Raw genomic sequence first — 18442 nt, 5'->3', positions numbered from 1 at the left:
GTTCTGCCGCCGGCGCCGCGGCGTCCTGCGCGGCAGCCGGCGCGGCCGGCGCCGTGCCGTGCCCGACGCGGATCTGGCTTTCGTCGATCACGAAGCAGCACACGGCGACGATGTCGTCGGACGGCACGTCCGATTCGACCCACAGCGTCAGGTCGGCGCCCGCTTCCTCGCGGCCCACGATCCGGCCGAGGTTGCCGAGTTCTTCAGTGAGCAGTTCACGATCCTTCGCGTCGACGCCCACGAGCGTGATCTTCAGGTGCGGGCCGCCTTCGCCCGCGTCGCCCGCCGGATGCGCGGCCGCGACGGCCTGCTCGATCACGTGGTCGGGCGCGCGATCGTCGCCGGCGGCCGGTTCCGCGGCCGGAGCAGCCGGTGCAACGGCGGCAGCGACCGGCGCCGCCGGCACAGGCACGGCGGCAACGGGCGCACCCGCGCTGCTCTCGGCCTTCAGCCGTTCGAGCTTCGCGCAGATCGTCGCGGCGGCGGCCGCGTCCGGTTCGGCGCTGGCGCGGTAGTCGACGAGCTGGTCGGACAGCACGTCCTTGGTCTCGAGGAACGCGTCGACCATTTCCTTGGTCAGCGTCAGCTCATGGTTGCGCGCGCGGTCGAGCAGCGATTCGAGGATGTGCGTCGTATCGGTCAGCGCGGAAAAGCCGAACGTCGCCGCGCCGCCCTTGATCGAATGCGCGGCGCGGAAGATCGCGGCCAGATCCTCGGGGTCGGGCGAACCGACGTCGAGGTTCAGCAGCAGCTGCTCCATCTGCGCGAGCAGCTCGTCCGCTTCGTCGAAAAATGTCTGGTAGAACTGAGTGATGTCGAGAGTCATGCCCGGTCCCGGGTTGAATGCGTCGCGTGAATGTCAGGAAGCGGCCGGCTCGGACAGCGTCGCGACCAGGTCGACCAGCACGGCGGGGTCGATCGGCTTCTCGATCCAGCCGGTCGCGCCTGCGTCGCGCGCGGCGTCCTTGAACGCGTCGCTGCCTTCCGTCGTCAGCACGAGGATCGGCGTGTTCGCATACGCGCCCAGCAGGCGCAGCGACGCGATCACCTCGAGCCCGCTCTTGCGCGGCATGTTCTGGTCGGTCAGCACCAGGTCGTACTGCCGGGCGACCGCCAGGTCGAAGCCGGCTTCGCCGTCCGGCGCCACCGTCACGTCGTAGCCGGCCTGCGCCAGCGTCGCCTGCAGCAGCGCACGCATGGTCGCGGAGTCGTCGATGGCGAGAATGGTTCGGATCATGTCTGTCTCGGAATCTTGTAAACGTCAGGGTTTCGGCACCGCGACGGCGGACGCCGCGAGCGCCGGGCGCACGGCCGGCGCCGGGGCCAGCTGCTGCGCGAGCTGCTGCGAGCCGGCCGCATCGGCCGACAGCGTCGTGGTCGTCGCATCGTCGCGCATCAGCGCCTCTTCGGATTTGCGGTTCAGCACGATCACGCTGATCCGGCGGTTTTCCGGATCGAGCGGGTCGGCCTTGTTCAGGTTCTGCGTCGACGCGAGGCCGAGCACGCGCAGCACTTTCGCCTCGTCCATGCCGCCGGAGATCAGCTCGCGGCGCGACGCGTTCGCGCGGTCGGCCGACAGCTCCCAGTTGCTGTAGCCGCCCTCGCCGCCCGCGTACGGCACGGCGTCGGTGTGGCCCTGGACGATGATCCGGTTCGGCACGTCGTTCAGCGTCTTGCCGATCTCGCGCAGGATGTCGCGCATGTACGGCTCGACGTTGTCGCTCGACATCGCGAACATCGGCCGCTTCTGCGTATCGACGATCTCGATGCGCAGCCCCATCAGCGTGGAATCGATGCGGATCTGCTGCTTGAACTGGCGCAGCGTCGGGTTGGCCTCGATCGCGGCCATCAGCTTGATCTGCAGGTCGTGCAGGCGCGTCTGCTCGAGCCGGTCCTGCGCGCCCTGCGCCTGCGACCGGGAATGCTCGTCGCCCGCTTTCGCAAAGCGCTCGGCGAGCTGCGTCGTGCCGTCGGTGCGGTGCAGCGTGCCGGCGTCGACGCTCGACAGGTCGCGGCCGCCGCCGTTGATGATGCTGGAATCCTGCGAGCTGCGGTCGCCGCTGCCGAACAGCGCGGCCTTCAGCGGCGTATTGAAGTATTCGGCAATCCCCTTCAACTGCACCGACGTGACCGAGCTCAGCAGCCACATCAGCAGGAAGAACGCCATCATCGCGGTCATGAAGTCCGCGTACGCGAGCTTCCAAGCGCCGCCATGGTGGCCCTTCTTCGCCGGGGCCACCCGCTTGACGACGATCGCGCGATCCTTGCTTTTGCTCATCGGGCGCTCCGCGTCACTTCGCCTTCACGCGGCGCACATGCTCTTCGAGCTCGGAAAACGACGGGCGCTCGGTCGAGAACAGCACCTTGCGGCCGAACTCGACCGCAATCGCCGGCGCATAGCCGTTCAGCGTCGCGAGAATCGTCACCTTGATGCACTGGAACATCTTGGTCGACTCGGCGACGCGCTGCTCCGCGAGGCTCGCGAGCGGCCCGATCAGCCCGTACGACAGCAGGATCCCGAGGAACGTGCCGACCAGCGCCTGCGCGATCATCGCGCCGAGCACCGCGGGCGGCTTGTCGGCGGACGCCATCGTGTGCACGACACCCATCACGGCCGCGACGATACCGAACGCCGGCATCGCGTCGCCGACGCGCATCAGCGCGTGCGCAGGCCCCTCGCCTTCCGTGTGGTGCGTCTCGATCTCCTCGTCCATCAGGCTCTCGATCTCGAACGCGTTCATGTTGCCGCCCACCATCAGGCGCAGGTAGTCGGTCAGGAATTCGACAATGTGGTGATCGGCGAGGATCTTCGGGTATTGCGTGAAGATCGGGCTCTTTTCCGGATCGTCGATGTCGGCCTCGAGCGTCAGCGTGCCTTCCTTGCGTGCCTTCGCGAGCAGCACGTAAAGAAGCGCCATCAGCTCCATATAGACATCCTTCGTGTATTTCGAGCCCTTGAAGAGCGTCGGCAGCACGCGCAGCGTGGCTTTGATGGTCTTGCCGCCGTTGCCGAGGATGAACGCGCCGACGCCGGCGCCCACGATCATCAGGATCTCGACGGGCTGGATCAATGCGCCCAGATGCCCGCCTGCCAGCGCATAACCGCCGAAGACGGACAACAGCGTCACGAGTGTTCCCACGATAATCAGCACTGCCTGTCCCTCACGAATGACCGGCGGGGAGACCGCCGTTAAACAGGTTTACGGCAGTCGGCAGGAAAACTTTCGCGGCCGCCCGGCGGCGGCGCGGAGGTGTTTACCAGCAATTCGCAGACGCTTCGCGCCGCCCGGCGCGGCCGCTTGCGCCCCGCCCGGCAGTGCTCAGGCCGCGGCGGCGGCCAGTTCGGCGCGCGCGGCGGCGGCCTTGCGGGTCTTGCCCGCGCGCGACGGCGGCTGGCAGAGGCCGCAGACGAAACCTTGATGCGGATCATGCGCATGCGCGACGAAGTGGCCGCCGCAGCGCGTGCACGGGGTCATCTGCAGCATCCCCGAATCGAAGAAGCGCACGAGCGTCCACGCGCGCGTGAGGCTCAGCGCGGCCTCGTCGCCGGACAGGTTCACGTGCTCCAGATAGAGCCGGTACGCCTTCACGATCGACTGGATCGGGTCGCAACGGCCGTGGTCCTGCATGAACCGGTAGATGTTGTAGAACAGCGACGAGTGGATGTTCGGCTGCCACGTCATGAACCAGTCGGTCGAGAACGGCAGCATCCCCTTCGGCGGCGACACGCCCTTCAGTTCCTTGTACAGCTTGATCAGACGGTCCCGCGACAGGCTCGTCTCCGCTTCCAGCAACTGCAGCCGGGCGCCCAGTTCGATCAGTTCGATGGCGAGGGTGATTTCCTTCACCTCGATCACGACGCTTTTGCTTGCCATGGTGAAAACCGTCCGCTTGACGTTGTTCGGATGGATGGCCAATACGCTGCCCACCGGCGCGGCACGCCGGGACAGTCGCAAGGCGGGATGGATCAGCGGACGCCTTCGACCTGCTGCCCGGCCATCAGGATGGCCGAGTGGGCGTGCGCGACGACATCGCTGCGGCCCTTGTCGGCGAGCGACGACAGCAACGCGTGATCGTCGAAGCGAAAGCGGCACAGCATCTGGTTCGACGCGGCGAGCTTCACGGTCTGTGCGAGCGTGAGGTTCCCGAGCACGTCGGCCAGTTCCTGGGAAATTCCCATGCGGAACATGCCCATCGCCTTGTCTTCCCGCAGCAGGCGTTGCGCGAGGAGGAGGTACGACAGGTTGACCTCTTTGATCTCACTGAGCATTTCGCTGGTAGCGCTCATGATTCCCCCGTTAAAGAGCTTTGCTTTGGCCATTCGTGTTATGAAAACGTTTGCTCGATCGGGGCGCTCTTGGCGCTCAGTCGGCTCGTTTATAGTCTTACAGGGCGAATTTTGGCCAAACGGCATTTACGCCGGTATCAGCGAAGTGGCGTATGCCATGCAGGATTTGTCTGTAAACCGTGTAGGAATTTTTCCGACAAGGCGAATTGAAAGCTGAAATCGGGGAAGCAGGTGACAGCGCGAATTCGGCTGCGATGGATCCGATGGCCTCCGCGCGGTAGCGAAAGGCTTGCCGGCAAGGCTGCCGACAACCGGATCGGTAAAAATTATAGTGGTTTTTCACGATGACGCAACAATAGTTGCGTCTATCTCCATTTCTGATTCCGCGCCCTTTTTCTCGGGGTTTTCGCGTATTTCATCGTGTAACAAGCCTTAAGTGTTTGAAAAAACACTCGAACCCCTCAAGGCGATATCGATAATGGACTCCAATGGGCGGCGGCGCGAGCCGTGCCGGCCCGCCCCGCAGCTTGCCGTCCGGCGCCCCGCGCACCCCGCCCAGGGCACGGCCACGTACCGCCAACCGCGTACGTCGGCGAGTTCCGCAACCTTGCACGGGATCCGCATCGGCGCTACCGCGCCCTCGGATCGAAACAGGAGAACCCCCATGCGAATTGCCCAGATCGCGCCGCTTTACGAAGCCGTTCCGCCGAAACTCTATGGCGGCACCGAGCGTGTCGTGTCCTACCTCACCGAGGCGCTCGTCGAACTCGGCCATGACGTGACGCTGTTCGCCAGCGGCGACTCCGTCACGTCGGCCCGTCTCGAGGCGGCCTGGCCGCGCGCCCTGCGGCTCGACCCGTCGATCCGCGATTCGATGGCGCCCCATATGCGGCTTCTCGAACAGGTCGCCCGGGTCGCGCACGAATTCGACGTGCTGCACTTCCACCTCGACTACCTGCCGTTCCCGCTGATGTCGCGCCTCGACACGCCGTACGTGACGACGCTGCACGGCCGCCTCGACCTGCCGGAGCTGCAGCCGGTGTTCGACGCGTTCCCGGACGCGCCGGTCGTGTCGATCTCGAACAACCAGCGCAAGCCGCTGCCGCAGGCCGCGTGGGCCGGCACCGTGTATCACGGGCTGCCCGACACGCTGCTCACGCCGCAGCCGGGCGTGAAGCCCGAATACCTCGCGTTCCTCGGCCGGATCTGCCCGGAAAAACGCGTCGACACCGCGATCCGGATCGCCGCGCAAAGCGGGCTGCCGCTGAAGATCGCCGCGAAGGTCGACAAGGCCGACGCCGACTATTTCAAGGACGTGATCGAGCCGCTGCTCGGCGAGGCGCACGTCGAGTTCATCGGCGAGATCAACGAGGCGCAGAAGCCCGCGTTCCTGTCCGGCGCGAAGGCACTGCTGTTCCCGATCGACTGGCCGGAGCCGTTCGGCCTCGTGATGATCGAGGCGATGGCCTGCGGCACGCCGGTCGTCGCGTTCAACCGCGGCTCGGTGCCCGAAGTGATCGAGGATGGCGTAACGGGCTTCATCGTCGAGGACGTCCAAGGCGCGGTCGGCGCGCTGCACCGGCTCGACAGCCTGTCGCGCACCGCCATCCGCGAACGTTTCGACACGCGTTTCAGCTCGAAGGCAATGGCGCAGCGTTATGTCGAAACTTACGAATCGCTTTGCACGCGAACCCGCCAACCGGCATTGCGCCGGGTCGCCGGCGCCTGACACGGAAATCCGCGAGGAAATATTCCGTAATCGAATCCGCGCCGAAATCGGCGCGCAAAACAAAAGAGCCGCATCTCGATGCGGCTCTTTTGCGTTGGGTTTTCGGTCATTCGATCAGGAAACGATCGCGATTTTTACCGACGATCCAATTCGGCGGCTTGCCGCGCCCACTCCACGTCGCGCCCGACTTCGGATCGCGGTATTTCGGCGGCAGCGGCGCCTTCTTCGGCGGACGCCCGCGCTTCGCTCGCTCCGCGAAGCCCAGATCCTGGGCCGTCAGCCCGTATTCGGCAATCTTTTGCTGGACTTCGGCAATCACCGCCGCCACTTCCTGGCGGCGCACGTCGTCCGCCTGGGCCTGCAGATCGGCGATCTGCGCCTTGAGTTTCGCGTATTGAGACATTTTTTGACTCCCCTTTTCGATGATGCGGCCCCGGCGAATCCGGCCGGGATACTCACATCCGTTACGCCATCTGCACTGCTGCCCTGCCCTTCGATATTAATGCTGTCATCTTTAACCGATTTGGCTATATCGAGAATGCGGACTTATTCTAATAAAAGGCATTCGTCAGCCATTCAAATTTAACAATCGTTGACCCTCCCCGCCCCGATTCATTTCCTATAATCCAGACCAATTCCGGTGACGGTTTAATTCCGTCGTGTCATCCGGTTGTCTTCAATCCACTTGAACGAGGTCCTTACATGAATCTTTCTCAGCGTCTCGCTGCAGAGGTATTCGGCACGTTCTGGCTGGTGCTCGGCGGGTGCGGAAGCGCCGTGCTGGCCGCCGCCTTTCCGGGCCTCGGCATCGGCTTTGCCGGCGTCGCACTAGCCTTCGGCCTGACCGTGCTGACGATGGCATTCGCCATTGGCCATATTTCGGGTTGCCACCTGAATCCCGCAGTGAGCGTCGGCCTGACGGTCGCCGGCCGCTTCCCCGCACGCGATCTCGTGCCGTACATCGTCGCGCAGGTTGTCGGCGCGACGATCGGCGCATTCGTGCTGTACCTGATCGCGACCGGCAAGCCGGGCTTCGACGTCGTCGGCAGCGGCTTTGCGACGAATGGCTTCGGCGAGCGCTCGCCCGGCCACTACGCACTCGGTGCGGCGTTCATTTGCGAAGTCGTGATGACGGGCTTCTTCCTGTTCGTGATCCTGGGCGCCACCGACAAGCGCGCACCGGCCGGCTTTGCGCCGATCGCGATCGGCCTTTGCCTGACGCTGATTCACCTGATCTCGATCCCGGTCACCAACACATCGGTGAACCCGGCCCGCTCGACCGGCCCGGCACTGTTCGTGGGCGGCGAAGCGATCGGCCAGCTCTGGCTGTTCTGGGTGGCGCCGATCATCGGCGCGGTACTCGCCGGGATCATCTACCCGCTGGTCGCAGGGCGTGACAACGCCGTCGACCGGCTGCCGGCATCGGCTCGCACAAGCGAATAAAACACTACGGGGTCAAGCGAGCAGAGCAGCGAGCCTCACGCTGTCCAAGAAGATCGAGGCAGGTAATTTCGACGGGCGCCACTGGCGCCCGTTTTTCATTTCCGCCGGAGCAGGACGCTCAGGATGCGGCGGGGTTGCCTTCGAGCGAGAACAGCGTGCGCAGGTGGCGGGCGACGCCCGCGTCGAAGTTGTTGCCGATCCGCGGGATGTGCGGCAGCCGCGCGACCAGGTCGGGGTTCGCGTTGTTCATCATGAACGCGTGGCCGGCGGTTTCGAGCAGGTCGATATCGTTCATGTTGTCGCCGAACGCGATGCAGTGGCCGGTGTCGACGCCGAGCCGCGCGAGCACCGAGCGCAGCGCGCGGCCCTTCGACACGTTCGCGGTCATCACTTCGAGGCAGTCGGGCAGCGAGTACGTGACGTACAGCGCATCGCCGAAGCGCACGCGCATCTGCTCGGCGACGACCGCCAGATCGGCCGGATCGCCGATGTACAGCACCTTCGCGATATCCGCGCCGTCGTGCGCGGCCATGTCGATCACGTCGTAGCGGAAGCCCGAATCCTGGTGGAATTCGAGCAGGTGCGGCGCATCGCGGTCGATCAGCCAGCCCTGGTCGGTGAACAGGTTGACGATCACGCGGCCGTGCGCGCCGGCGACGTCCGGCTGCACGAGGCCGCGAACGATCGCCGGATCGATGTCCTGCGCGTGGATCGTCGTGTCGTCCGGCGCATGCACGCGCGCGCCGTTCGACGTGATCAGGTACGGCCGGATGCCGAGCACGTCGCGAATGCCGGCGACGTCCGCGTAATGGCGCCCGGTGGCGATCACGAACTGCAGGCCGTCGCGGTCGAGCCGGCGGACGGTGTCGATCGTGTACGGATCGAGCTGGTGGTCGCTGTTCAGCAGGGTACCGTCGAGATCGGTGGCGATGACTTTGTACATGGGACGGAAGAATGGCGCTCAGGGCTCTGCGGAACGGTCATTCTAACGTCGTGCCCGGTTGCCCGTCGGACGGTTCCCGGTCGATCTCCGCCAGCGGCCCCGCTTCGTGACGCCTTCAAGCACGCCTCGAACGCCTTCAACCGCCTTCCGCTTCCCGCAGCGCTTGCAGCGCGAGCCGTAGCGCGCCGTGCGCCGAATCGTCGAGCGGCGCGCGCAGCCGGGCTGCATGGCGCGCCGGCACGGCTGGTGCCAGTGCGTCCGCCAATCCGCCGCACAGCGCGACCGGCAGCGCCTGCTGCGGATCGAGCGCGTCGATCATCTTGCCGATCTCGTCGCCCGCCTGCGCGATCAGTGCGCCCGCGACCGGATGCGAACGGTGCGCGAACACGATCGGCGCAAGCCGCGCATAGATCGTCTGGTTCGCATCGCACGACCACTGGACGAGCGTGTCGCGATCCTGCGCGCCCGTTTCCGCGAGCAGCGCGCTGGCGAACGCATCGCGCGGCACGCGGCCGTCGAGCGCCTGCTGCGCGTACGCGAGCGCACGCACGCCGAGCCATGCGCCGCTCGCCTCGTCGCCGGACGGAAAGCCGAAGCCGCCCGCGATCCGGCACGCGCCGGCCGCGTCGAGCGCCGCCGCGATGCTGCCGGTGCCGAGCGCGACGATCAGCCCCGGCGCGCCGCCGTGTGCGCCGACGACGGTCGTATACGCATCGCTCTCGACCGCCAGCGCGCCGAGCGGCGCCTGCGCGCGGAACGCGGCCAGCCATGCCGCGTTGTTGACGCCCGCGAGCCCGCAACCGAGCGCGCACTGCGACCAGCTGAATGCGAGACCGGCCTGGGTGAACGCGTCCGCGCAGGCCGCACCGATCGATGCCCACGCGCGCTCGATGCCGAGCCCGAGCCCCGACGGGCCGCCGCGCCCCTGCGCGAGTTCGCGCCCGTGCCGGTCGGCCAGCACTGCGCGCGTACCCGTGCCGCCGCCGTCGATGCCGATCGCAAAAAGTAATGCCGCCATGCCTTCATCCCGCTGATTCGAACAGGCGCCAAGCTTAACCGGATCGGCGCCGCGCGCCCATCTGCCGTTCGGCCGGTTGTCCCGCGAAAAGGGCTTACGCTATGCTGACGCGTTCGAGTCGATATTGAAAACGAGGCAGACGATGTCGCAGCGGTGCAACTGGGTGAAGACGGAAGCGGACGCTCACTATCACGATACCGAGTGGGGCGTGCCGTCGCACGACGATCGCCACCTCTTCGAAATGCTGATCCTGGAAGGGGCGCAGGCCGGGCTGTCGTGGTCGACGATCCTGAACAAGCGCGCGGGTTATCGCGAGGCCTTTGCGGATTTCGACGTCGATGCCGTCGCGCGCTTCACGCCGAAGCGCATCGAGAAGCTGCTGGAGAATCCCGGTATCGTGCGCAACCGCGCGAAGGTCGAGTCGGCGGTCACCAATGCGCGCGCGGTGCAGCGCATTCGCGAAGAGCACGGGTCGCTCGCCGCGTTCCTGTGGTCGTTCGTCGGGGATACGCCGATCCAGAACGCGTGGCAGTCGTACCGCGACGCCCCCGCGTCGACCGAACAGTCCGACGCGCTCAGCAAGGCGCTGAAGGCGTACGGCTGCAAGTTCGTCGGCTCGACGATCTGCTATGCACTGATGCAGGCCACCGGCATGGTCAACGATCACGAGGTCGGCTGCCCGTGCCACGCGCAATGCGCGGCGCTCGGCGGCAAGCAGCCGGCACGCCGGCGCAACGCGGGCTGACGGCGCGGGGCGCACCGGAGCCGTCACGGCCTCGGGATTTTCCCGGCTCCCAAAAGCAAAACGGCGGAGCGGCTTCTTTCGAAGCACGCTCCGCCGTTTCGCGGCGAACCGTCAGACGCTCTTAGTGGAGCTTCTTCGGCAGCATCTGGCTGCGCAGGCGCTTGTGCAGGCGCTTGACGGCTGCTGCCTTCTTGCGCTTGCGGACTGCGGTCGGCTTTTCGTAGGACTGGCGCTCGCGCAGTTCAGCGATCAGGCCATTTTTTTCGATAGCACGGCGAAAGCGGCGAATCGCCACTTCGAACGGCTCGTTTTCTTTCAGAAGAATCGTCGTCATGTCGTTCCTAAATTGCTTAAACGGTCAAAAACGTAGCGGCCAAGCGCCACGCACCGGCCATCCGAGCGTCCCCACAAACAGGCGAAACGAGCGGAAATACGGCCTCGGAGGCCGGAAAAGAGAGGCGGAAAGCACCGCGAGTACGCTTCACAAGCCGCGTGCAGCGCCGCGTTTGACTGCCAGCAGACATGCCGAAAACGGCAGAGGCGTGACAGAAATCTCAATTCAGCCCGCCATCATAGCAGGGAATCACAGACAAAACCACCCTTTTGTCGGATGCGTGTGCACAGCGTTACGACTGCGTGCCGGAGCCGGCCGCCATCCTTTTTCTGCCCCCGTTTCATTCGGCATCGCGCCGGGCCCGTCCGAAATGACAAAGAAGGATAAAAAATCGGGCCGAATCTCAACGTGCCCCTCAAGTTTTGTTTTGGTGCGCCGAAATCCTGCTCTGAGGCGGCCAGCAATGAACGAGTGCTTCCGCCGACGCCAAAACGGCTTTCCAGGGCTTTCGGCTTAAACAGGAGAATTTCCATGCTCGGAATTAACAGCAACATCAACTCGCTGGTTGCACAGCAGAACCTCAACGGCTCGCAGAACGCCCTGTCGCAGGCAATCACCCGCCTGTCGTCGGGCAAGCGCATCAACAGCGCAGCAGACGATGCAGCCGGTCTCGCGATCGCAACCCGGATGCAGACGCAGATCAACGGCCTGAACCAGGGCGTGTCGAACTCGAACGACGGCGTGTCGATGATCCAGACCGCGTCGAGCGGCCTGTCGCAGATCACGTCGAGCCTGCAGCGTATCCGCCAGCTGGCCGTTCAGGCATCGAGCGGCTCGCTGTCGACCAGCGACCAGCAAGCGCTGCAACAGGAAGTTTCGCAGCAGATCTCCGAAGTGAACCGTATCGCTTCGCAGACGAACTACAACGGCAAGAACCTGCTCGACGGGTCGGCCGGTAACGTCAGCTTCCAGGTCGGCGCGAACGTCGGTCAAACCATCACGCTGAACCTGACGCAAAGCGTCTCGGCAGCAAGCATGGGCACGGGCCTGCCGACGAACGGCGCGACGCTCGGCCAGCTCACGGGCCTGAGCCTGACGAGCGCCGGCGCAGCGACGACCGGCACGCAAACGCCGGCGATCACGACGATCAACATCCTGTCCGACGGCCAGGGCGGCTTCAAGTTTACCGACCAGAACAACCAGGCTCTGGCAAGCGGCGCGGTCACGAGCCTGTTCGGCGCCAATACGGCCGGCGCGGGTACGGCACTTTCGCTGACCCCAGCGGCAGGCGGCGCACTGGGTTCGATCACCAGCGGTCCGGCGGCAGCAACCGCCGCGACGAGCAGCTCGGTTACCGCGATCAACGCCACCAACGCGGGGAACGGCTCCACCGTAGCCGGCCGCGCGGTTGCCGGCACCACGCTCGGCACGATCACGGGCCTGAGCCTGGATTCGAACGGCGGCTTTATCGCTGCGAACGAATCGGGTGCAACCGTCACGTCGATCACCGTGCTGTCGGACGGCGCCGGCGGCTTCTCGTTCAAGGATCAGAACGGTAACGCACTGTCGAACACTGGCGGTGTAATCACCAACGTGTTCACCGCAGCCAGCCTCACCTCCGCGACGACGACGGCCGGCGCTCAGCTCGTGCTGAATGCCAACATCGGCACCGCGACGACCAACGCGACGACCCAAGGCCTGGCTTCGCAGAGCGCAATCAGCTCGGCCAACCTCGCCAACGTGCCGCCGCGCGTCGCCGACATCAACATCAGCACGACGGCCGGCGCCAACCAGGCAATGGAATCGATCGACAACGCGCTGGCCACGGTGAACAACATCCAGGCAACGCTGGGTGCCGCGCAAAACCGCTTCACCGCGATCAGCACGACGCAGCAAGCGCAAGCGACCAACCTGTCGCAAGCCCAGTCGCAAATCCAGGACGCGAACTTCGCGCAGGAAACCGCGAACCTGAGCAAGGCACAGGTGCTGCAACAAGCAGGCATCTCGGTGCTCGCACAAGCGAACTCGCTGCCGCAGCAGGTCCTGAAGCTCCTGCAGTAATCGCTTCACGGCGTCTCGCCCGGGGCCCCGCGCAACGCATCGCGCGGCGCCCCGGGCGCTTTGGCTTGCGCGATTCGGCTGCCTGAATCGCGACAACCCAAAGCCTTCGCGCAATACGCATTCGATCACCAGATACGCATCGCTCATCCCAGGCACGGAGTCGTCACATGTCCACCGTCAACACCAATACGTCCAGCGCCAATGCGAACAGCGCGCTTCAGCAAGCTGCGCAGTCGATCATCAGCGGCTCGACCGGCAACTCGACGATGGACGTCAACTCGCTCGTGACGGCGCTCGTGAATGCGAAAACGGCCGGCCAGACCTCCGCGCTGACCGCCAAGCAAACCACCGACAACACCCAGATTTCCGCGTTCGGCACGCTGTCTTCCGCGCTGAGCGCGCTGCAGGCGAGCCTGACGACGCTCTCCAACGGCTCGCTGCAGAGCACCTTCACCGCGACGCCCAGCGGCAACGGCCTCACCGCGACGGCCGGCCAAGGCGCGGTCGCCGGCACCTACAACGTGAACGTCACCCAGATCGCCGCGGCGCAGGCGTTGTCGTCCACCGGCTTCGCCGATCCGACCAAGGGCCTCGGCAACGGCACCCTGGCCCTGTCGCTGGGCAATCAGTCGTTCTCCGTCAACATCAACAGCTCGAACAACACGGTGGCGGGCATCGCGGCCGCGATCAACGGCGCATCCGGCAACCCGGGCATCACGGCGACGGTCGTCACCGGCACCGACGGCGCCCACCTCGTGTTGAGCTCGGCGGCCACCGGCGCGTCCAACACGATCAGCGTTGCGGTCAGCAACCTGAGCGGCGACGCCGGGCTGTCGAATCTCGGCGTCAAGTCGGTTCCCGGACAGAACGGCGGCCCGTCGACCTTCACGTCGGCCAACAGCAGCGCCGCGTGGACGCAGAGCACCCCGGCCCAGGATGCCGCCTTCTCGATCAACGGGATAAGCGCAACGAGCTCGACCAACACGGTCACCACCGCGATCGCCGGCGTCACGCTGAACCTGACGTCTGCCGCGGTCGGCGCCGCGCAGGCCCAGACGCTGACGATCGCATCCGACACGAAGTCGCAGGCAACGGCGATCAACAACTTCGTGAACCTCTACAACACGCTCGTCACGACGATGGGCACGCTCACCCAGTTCACGGCGGGGGCAGCGACGCAAGGCCCGCTGCTCGGCGACTCGACGCTGAGCACGGTCAAGAACACGCTCGCATCGCTCGTGACGCAAGGCGTGAAGAGCGGCAGCTCGACGATCACGCTGTCGTCGATCGGCATCACGCTGCAAGCCGACGGCACGCTGCAGACCGACAGCACCAAGCTCAATACCGCGCTGCAGAGCAACCCGGCCAGCGTCGCCGCGCTCTTCAATTCGACGAACGGCGTCGGCGCGCGGATGTCGACGGCAATCAACAATTTTACGAAGACGGGCGGCCTGATCGACCTGCGGACGTCCGCGCTCAATGCCGACCTGAAGAGCATCGCGCAACAGCAGACGACGCTGTCGAACTACGCGACGCAGCTGACGAACCAGTACCAGGCACAATTCACCGCGCTCAACACGCTGATGGCGACGATGAACAACAATTCGCAGTACCTGACGCAGCTGTTCGGCGGCCAGAACAGTGCCGGCGCGATGTCGAACAACAAGTAACCGACGCGAATGGAATCGACCATGGAACAGCACGAACTGATCGAGCGTTTGAATGCGCTGACCGACGACATCGAGCACGCGACCGCAATGGCCGACTGGACGGAAGTCGCACGCCTTGCGGAAGTCCGCTCGCCGCTCGTCATGGCGCTGACCCCTAACCAGCCGCCGGAAGGCATCGCCGCCATTCGCCGCATTCAGGCCAGCAACGAAAGCGTCGTCGCCAACGCGCATCGCGCCCAGCGCGAGCTCACCGACGAGTATCACGTCGCGATGGGCCGCGTGCAGGCCGTCGGCGAGTATCACGACATGGCACGCCTGTAAGAACGCGCAGCGCATCGCCTGCGGCGATACGCGCCCACGAACAACAAGCACTACACGCCGAAGTGAGGGCGTGCTCGTTCGACTCGTGCCCGCCTTGTGCGGGCATTTTTTTGTCTGATCGATCCAGCGCGCGGTACTCCCGGCCAGCCGCCGTACGCCTTGCCGAATACGGCACGCGCCGCCACACCACCCGCGCTCAGTTACTCGACGAACACCCGCCGCAGCTGCTCGAACTGCACGAGCTGGAACTGCACGAACTCGACGAACTGCAACTCGACGACGAGCAAGTGCTGTCCGACGCATCGAACGAACTGCCGCTGCCCGCTTTCGCGGCGACAAGCGACGACATCCGCGACGCGGCCTGCACGGTTTGCGAATACACCGACCAGGCGGTGCCGGCCAACGCGGCCGTGCCGAACAGAGCAGCAGTCCACAGCAGCGGGTCCGGATCGCCGCGTTCGCGATCCTGCGCCGGTTGCGCGGCCTGCGTCTCGGGCGTGGGTCGCGGGTTGCGTGCGGCCCGTGGATCGTGCGCGATCCGGCGCGCGAGCAGCGCGGCTCGCCCCGCAGCCGTCGCCCCGCCGCGCCCGAAGCCGGTCAGCCGCCGCGCGACGAGCCGGTATGCGACCGCGAACACCACCATGCAGACGGCAAGCAGCAGCACGGGCCGCCCGCGGCTCAGGCCGATCGCGAGTTTCGCGGCACCGATGCCCAGCACGATCAGGACGATCGCACGCGCGGCCATGCGCGACGCGCGCATCTCGCCGGGTGCCCAGAGCCAGCCCTGCGCGCGCATCCCGTCGATGACTTCCTGCGCGTACCCGGCGAGCCGCTCGCGAAACAGGTCGTAGCGCACGGTGCCGGACGGCCGCTCCTTGAGCCACGCGCAGTGGTCGTCATGCCGGCCCGCGCGGTCCAGGTCGGCGATCTGCACGTAGCCGCCCTGTCCGGGGACCGTCCACAGGTCGACCGCGCCCGCATGCGCGAGCGACATCGTCACGACTTGGGCGACCCGTGCTTCGCCGCCGGTGAGATAGGCGACTTCGTCGGTGCTCAGGTCGGCCGACGCCTTGCGCGAGCGCCCGCCCCACCGGCGGCGCCGGAACTCGATCGCCTGCAGCACCATGATCAACAACAACGCGACGACGCACGCCGGCACGTAGAACGCAAGAAACTGCGGGCCCGCGTAGTTCAGCACGTTGAGGTCCTGCGCCGATGCGCAGGTCGCGGCGACGCTCGCGGCGGCCGCCGGCCACGCGAGCTTCGGCAACCGGTCGCGCCAGGTCCTGCCTGCCGGCGGGGCGGTCGGCGAATCCGCCTCCTGCGCCCCGCTCACGGCTGGCGGTTCCGGCTGCGGCGCTCCGGACGCGTCGCGCAGACCGGGCGGCGGCGGCCAGATCGACTCGGGCGGCTCGCAACCGAACAGCCGGCGATAGCTGTCCAGCGTGTCGCGGTAACGCTGCGCGTACACGGCGGCCTCGTCCGGCGCGCCCGTGCCGGGCATGTGATGCAACCGCGCGCGCAGCACGCCGGCGCAGAACACGTCCCAGTATTCGAGCGTGTATTGCAGGTGGAAATGCCACGCGGCGTCAACCGCGACCGATGGCGTGACCGGGTGTCCGGCCGCCTGCGCGAGAAACGCGAAGCGCTTGTATTCGTCGATCACGGCCAGCGCGTGCGCCTGCGACCAGCCTTCGGCTTCGGCCAGGCGCCGGCTGTACGGCAGCGGCGCGTTCGGGTCGTCGGGGGAATAGGCGTCGAGACGCGCGAGCAGCGCCTGCTGCGCATCGGTCAGCGCACGGACATCGACTGCGGTCAAGGTAGACGGGAGGGCAGCCATCGGGAGTCGGCGCGATGCGCGGACGGCCGCCGCGATCGACGCTTGGAGTTGTCGTTGCGGACGATTCTCGCACAACGACGAGGCAACACGACACCGGCACGCCGGCCGCGCCCGGGGCATCAGGCGCGTTTGCCGCGCCGCGCGTCAGAAATCGAGCTGCGCGAGCGTGATGCCGAGCGCGGCCGCGATCTTCCTGCGCACCGACTTGCGCAGCTTCTCGCGCTTCTCGCGTTTCGCGTAGTCCGACCGACTGATGCCGATCCGCTGCGCGACCTCGGCCCGCGTCAGCCCGAGATATTCGCGCCATGCGCGCGCGGGCGAGCTGCCGTCGAACACGGCGCGCGTCACGACTTCATGCGGAACCGGGTCGCGCGTGACCCGTTGCTGCGCGACATAGTCGGCGTACGGAATCACGACGAAGGCCGGCGTACCGTCCGGCCCGTTGATGAATTGAACGGGGAGTGATTGGCTCATGCAGTGATCGCCGCCCGCGAGGCGACGCGGCTATTTCTCGTTTCGATCGACATTTTCAATCAGCACCTTCAGATGGGCTTCGAGCACGTCGAACCGGACCAGCGAATGGTTGCGCCGGGTCGGATGCGCATACGACGCCGCCCTGACCGCTTCGGGCAGATTGGGCCTCAGCCACACGCCTGGATATTGCAGGCGGGCGTAGCGTTCGCCATCCACCTCTTCCAGCACCATGTGCCCGCGCCACGGGTATTCATTGAAGATTCCCGACACCTTGTGGACAAACAGCAGTCCACATTCACCGACCTCGAGCGCGAGGTTGCCCCAGGTCATCGGCCCGCTGTAGAACTGCAACACCGTGCCGAGATGGTCCGGCGTGATGCCATGACGGCAGGAATAGATGTGGTGCACCGTTGCGCGCATCACGTGGGGACTCGGCGAGTCGATCACGGAAACGGCCACGAGGTCGTGGCTGTTGACCGGCATCGGTAGCGGTTGCATGCGGTTCTGCGTATTCGTCGGTTCGGGGTACCGGAGTCCCGGAGATTCGGTCGTCGCCCGGCGCATGCGATCGAAAACCGCCACGCGGACAACCGCCGACTGGCCGGGATATTACTGCAAACGGGAAAACGACGAGACGGCGAAACCGCCGAGTGCCTGAGCAGGCATGTTTTGGCGCGCCCGGCTGGGATCGAACCAGCAACCCCTGCCTTCGGAGGGCAGTACTCTATCCATTGAGCTACGGGCGCCTGTGACAATGAAGCGACCCCAATATACAGGCCGCCCACGATTGGCAAGACGGCAAGGATACCCGGTTTCCCATGACGCGTCCACCTTGCCCGACGAATCCCCGCCGGGCCGGGCCGCGTGCGGGTAAACACGCGCCATCGCACCGCTCGCCGTGATGTAAACGTTCCGTCTATAATCGACCGGGCTTCATTGGACTGCCATTTGCCGTTGCACCGCGCTCACAATTCCTAATCACGGAGACGAGGCAAGCATGAGCGAAGCACCCCACGAATCTCCCGTCAAAACTCCCGGGCAGCTGATTGCCGTCATCATCGCGTCGTTCGCGATTCCGATCATCCTGATCGTCCTGTTCGCCAACTACGCGAACCATGCGTTCCGTTCCGGCGCCGGCACGGACGCGCTATCCGACCAACAGGTCGCCGCGCGTATCGCCCCGCTCGCGAAGGTCGACGTGAAGGACGCCAACGCGCCCCGCACGTACAAGACCGGCGAAGAAGTCTACAAGGCCGTCTGCGTGACCTGTCACGGCACGGGTGCCGCCGGCGCGCCGAAATTCGGCAACAAGGACGACTGGGCGCCGCGCATCTCGCAAGGCTTCGACACGCTGCTGAAGACGGCCCTGGCCGGCAAGGGCGCGATGCCGCCGCGCGGCGGCACGAGCCCCGACGACGTCAGCGATTATGAAATCGCCCGTGCGATCGTCTACATGGCGAACAACGACGGCGCGAACTTCCCCGAACCGGCCGCGCCGGCCGCCAGCGCGGCACCAGCCGCCAGCGGCGCCGCAGCCGCATCGGGCGCGACCGACGCCGCGAGCGCGCAGATCGCC

At 66.0% G+C, this 18442-nt stretch carries 20 protein-coding genes and 1 tRNA gene; 7 read left to right on the top strand and 14 right to left on the bottom strand.

Going from position 1 to position 18442, the window contains the following annotated elements; all coding sequences use genetic code 11:
* The 6 genes from BDO18943_RS40925 to flhD form a co-directional block, all read right to left on the bottom strand.
* A partial coding sequence (locus BDO18943_RS40925) for an Hpt domain-containing protein (protein WP_175026537.1) occupies positions 1–826 on the bottom strand: 826 nt, incomplete at its 3' end.
* 33 nt (positions 827–859) lie between these two features.
* Entirely contained in the window at positions 860–1237 is a 378-nt protein-coding gene (locus BDO18943_RS40920) for a response regulator (protein ID WP_175026536.1), read from the bottom strand.
* A gap of 24 nt (positions 1238–1261) precedes the next feature.
* Positions 1262–2278 carry a flagellar motor protein MotB gene (motB, locus tag BDO18943_RS40915; RefSeq protein WP_043185039.1) on the bottom strand — a complete coding sequence of 339 codons (1017 nt, stop codon included), beginning with the start codon at positions 2276–2278 and terminating at the stop codon, positions 1262–1264.
* Positions 2279–2291: 13 nt separating this feature from the next.
* Positions 2292–3152, bottom strand: coding sequence for a flagellar motor stator protein MotA (gene motA, locus BDO18943_RS40910; RefSeq protein ID WP_043185037.1), 861 nt, complete (start codon positions 3150–3152; stop codon positions 2292–2294).
* A gap of 168 nt (positions 3153–3320) precedes the next feature.
* Positions 3321–3875, bottom strand: a complete 555-nt coding sequence (gene flhC / locus BDO18943_RS40905) for a flagellar transcriptional regulator FlhC (protein ID WP_043185235.1) — start codon at positions 3873–3875, stop codon at positions 3321–3323.
* A 92-nt stretch (positions 3876–3967) separates the two neighbouring features.
* Entirely contained in the window at positions 3968–4288 is a 321-nt protein-coding gene (gene flhD, locus BDO18943_RS40900) for a flagellar transcriptional regulator FlhD (protein WP_027788649.1), read from the bottom strand.
* 664 nt (positions 4289–4952) lie between these two features.
* Here flhD and BDO18943_RS40895 point away from each other — a divergent pair.
* Positions 4953–6017 (top strand): glycosyltransferase family 4 protein, encoded by a 1065-nt coding sequence (locus BDO18943_RS40895; protein ID WP_175026535.1) that lies wholly within the window; start codon positions 4953–4955, stop codon positions 6015–6017.
* 106 nt (positions 6018–6123) lie between these two features.
* Here BDO18943_RS40895 and BDO18943_RS40890 read toward each other — a convergent pair whose 3' ends face one another.
* The gene (locus BDO18943_RS40890) at positions 6124–6420 is read right to left on the bottom strand and encodes an H-NS histone family protein (RefSeq protein WP_021162849.1); all 297 of its coding nucleotides are present in this window, start codon (positions 6418–6420) and stop codon (positions 6124–6126) included.
* A 299-nt stretch (positions 6421–6719) separates the two neighbouring features.
* On the opposite strand from BDO18943_RS40890, the gene aqpZ reads away from it, so the two are divergent.
* Positions 6720–7460, top strand: a complete 741-nt coding sequence (gene aqpZ, locus BDO18943_RS40885; protein WP_175026534.1) for an aquaporin Z — start codon at positions 6720–6722, stop codon at positions 7458–7460.
* 118 nt (positions 7461–7578) lie between these two features.
* On the opposite strand, the gene BDO18943_RS40880 is transcribed toward aqpZ, so the two are convergent.
* On the bottom strand, positions 7579–8403 hold the full coding sequence (locus tag BDO18943_RS40880) for a Cof-type HAD-IIB family hydrolase (RefSeq protein WP_175026533.1): 825 nt from the start codon (positions 8401–8403) through the stop codon (positions 7579–7581).
* Between the two features lie 136 nt (positions 8404–8539).
* On the bottom strand, positions 8540–9421 hold the full coding sequence (locus BDO18943_RS40875; RefSeq protein WP_175026532.1) for a BadF/BadG/BcrA/BcrD ATPase family protein: 882 nt from the start codon (positions 9419–9421) through the stop codon (positions 8540–8542).
* Between the two features lie 142 nt (positions 9422–9563).
* On the opposite strand from BDO18943_RS40875, the gene BDO18943_RS40870 reads away from it, so the two are divergent.
* Positions 9564–10166: a DNA-3-methyladenine glycosylase I gene (locus BDO18943_RS40870; protein WP_089449692.1), complete on the top strand. Its 603-nt coding sequence runs from the start codon at positions 9564–9566 to the stop codon at positions 10164–10166.
* 121 nt (positions 10167–10287) lie between these two features.
* On the opposite strand, the gene rpsU is transcribed toward BDO18943_RS40870, so the two are convergent.
* Positions 10288–10500 (bottom strand): 30S ribosomal protein S21, encoded by a 213-nt coding sequence (rpsU, locus tag BDO18943_RS40865; RefSeq protein ID WP_006401410.1) that lies wholly within the window; start codon positions 10498–10500, stop codon positions 10288–10290.
* A 531-nt stretch (positions 10501–11031) separates the two neighbouring features.
* On the opposite strand from rpsU, the gene BDO18943_RS40860 reads away from it, so the two are divergent.
* The 3 genes from BDO18943_RS40860 (at position 11032) to BDO18943_RS40850 (ending at position 14552) form a co-directional block, all read left to right on the top strand.
* Complete coding sequence (locus BDO18943_RS40860) at positions 11032–12561, top strand: flagellin N-terminal helical domain-containing protein (protein WP_175026531.1); 1530 nt, start codon at positions 11032–11034, stop codon at positions 12559–12561.
* A 167-nt stretch (positions 12562–12728) separates the two neighbouring features.
* Positions 12729–14231, top strand: coding sequence for a flagellar filament capping protein FliD (gene fliD / locus BDO18943_RS40855; protein WP_175026530.1), 1503 nt, complete (start codon positions 12729–12731; stop codon positions 14229–14231).
* A 21-nt stretch (positions 14232–14252) separates the two neighbouring features.
* On the top strand, positions 14253–14552 hold the full coding sequence (locus tag BDO18943_RS40850) for a flagellar protein FliT (RefSeq protein ID WP_175026529.1): 300 nt from the start codon (positions 14253–14255) through the stop codon (positions 14550–14552).
* 196 nt (positions 14553–14748) lie between these two features.
* Here BDO18943_RS40850 and BDO18943_RS40845 read toward each other — a convergent pair whose 3' ends face one another.
* From BDO18943_RS40845 to BDO18943_RS40830, 4 genes are all read right to left on the bottom strand, one after another.
* The gene (locus tag BDO18943_RS40845) at positions 14749–16392 is read right to left on the bottom strand and encodes a TIGR04222 domain-containing membrane protein (protein WP_175026528.1); all 1644 of its coding nucleotides are present in this window, start codon (positions 16390–16392) and stop codon (positions 14749–14751) included.
* A gap of 144 nt (positions 16393–16536) precedes the next feature.
* Entirely contained in the window at positions 16537–16866 is a 330-nt protein-coding gene (locus BDO18943_RS40840; protein WP_043185016.1) for a helix-turn-helix domain-containing protein, read from the bottom strand.
* Positions 16867–16896: 30 nt separating this feature from the next.
* Complete coding sequence (locus BDO18943_RS40835; protein WP_175026527.1) at positions 16897–17364, bottom strand: hypothetical protein; 468 nt, start codon at positions 17362–17364, stop codon at positions 16897–16899.
* Between the two features lie 172 nt (positions 17365–17536).
* Positions 17537–17612: transfer RNA gene (locus BDO18943_RS40830), tRNA-Arg, on the bottom strand.
* Between the two features lie 251 nt (positions 17613–17863).
* Here BDO18943_RS40830 and BDO18943_RS40825 point away from each other — a divergent pair.
* The coding region (locus tag BDO18943_RS40825) for a c-type cytochrome (protein WP_175026526.1) at positions 17864–18442 on the top strand (579 nt) is incomplete at its 3' end.

This window comes from Burkholderia aenigmatica, assembly GCF_902499175.1.
GTDB lineage: Bacteria > Pseudomonadota > Gammaproteobacteria > Burkholderiales > Burkholderiaceae > Burkholderia > Burkholderia aenigmatica.
Note: the sequence above shows the minus strand (reverse complement) of the source record. Positions and strands in the feature narration are given on the sequence as shown.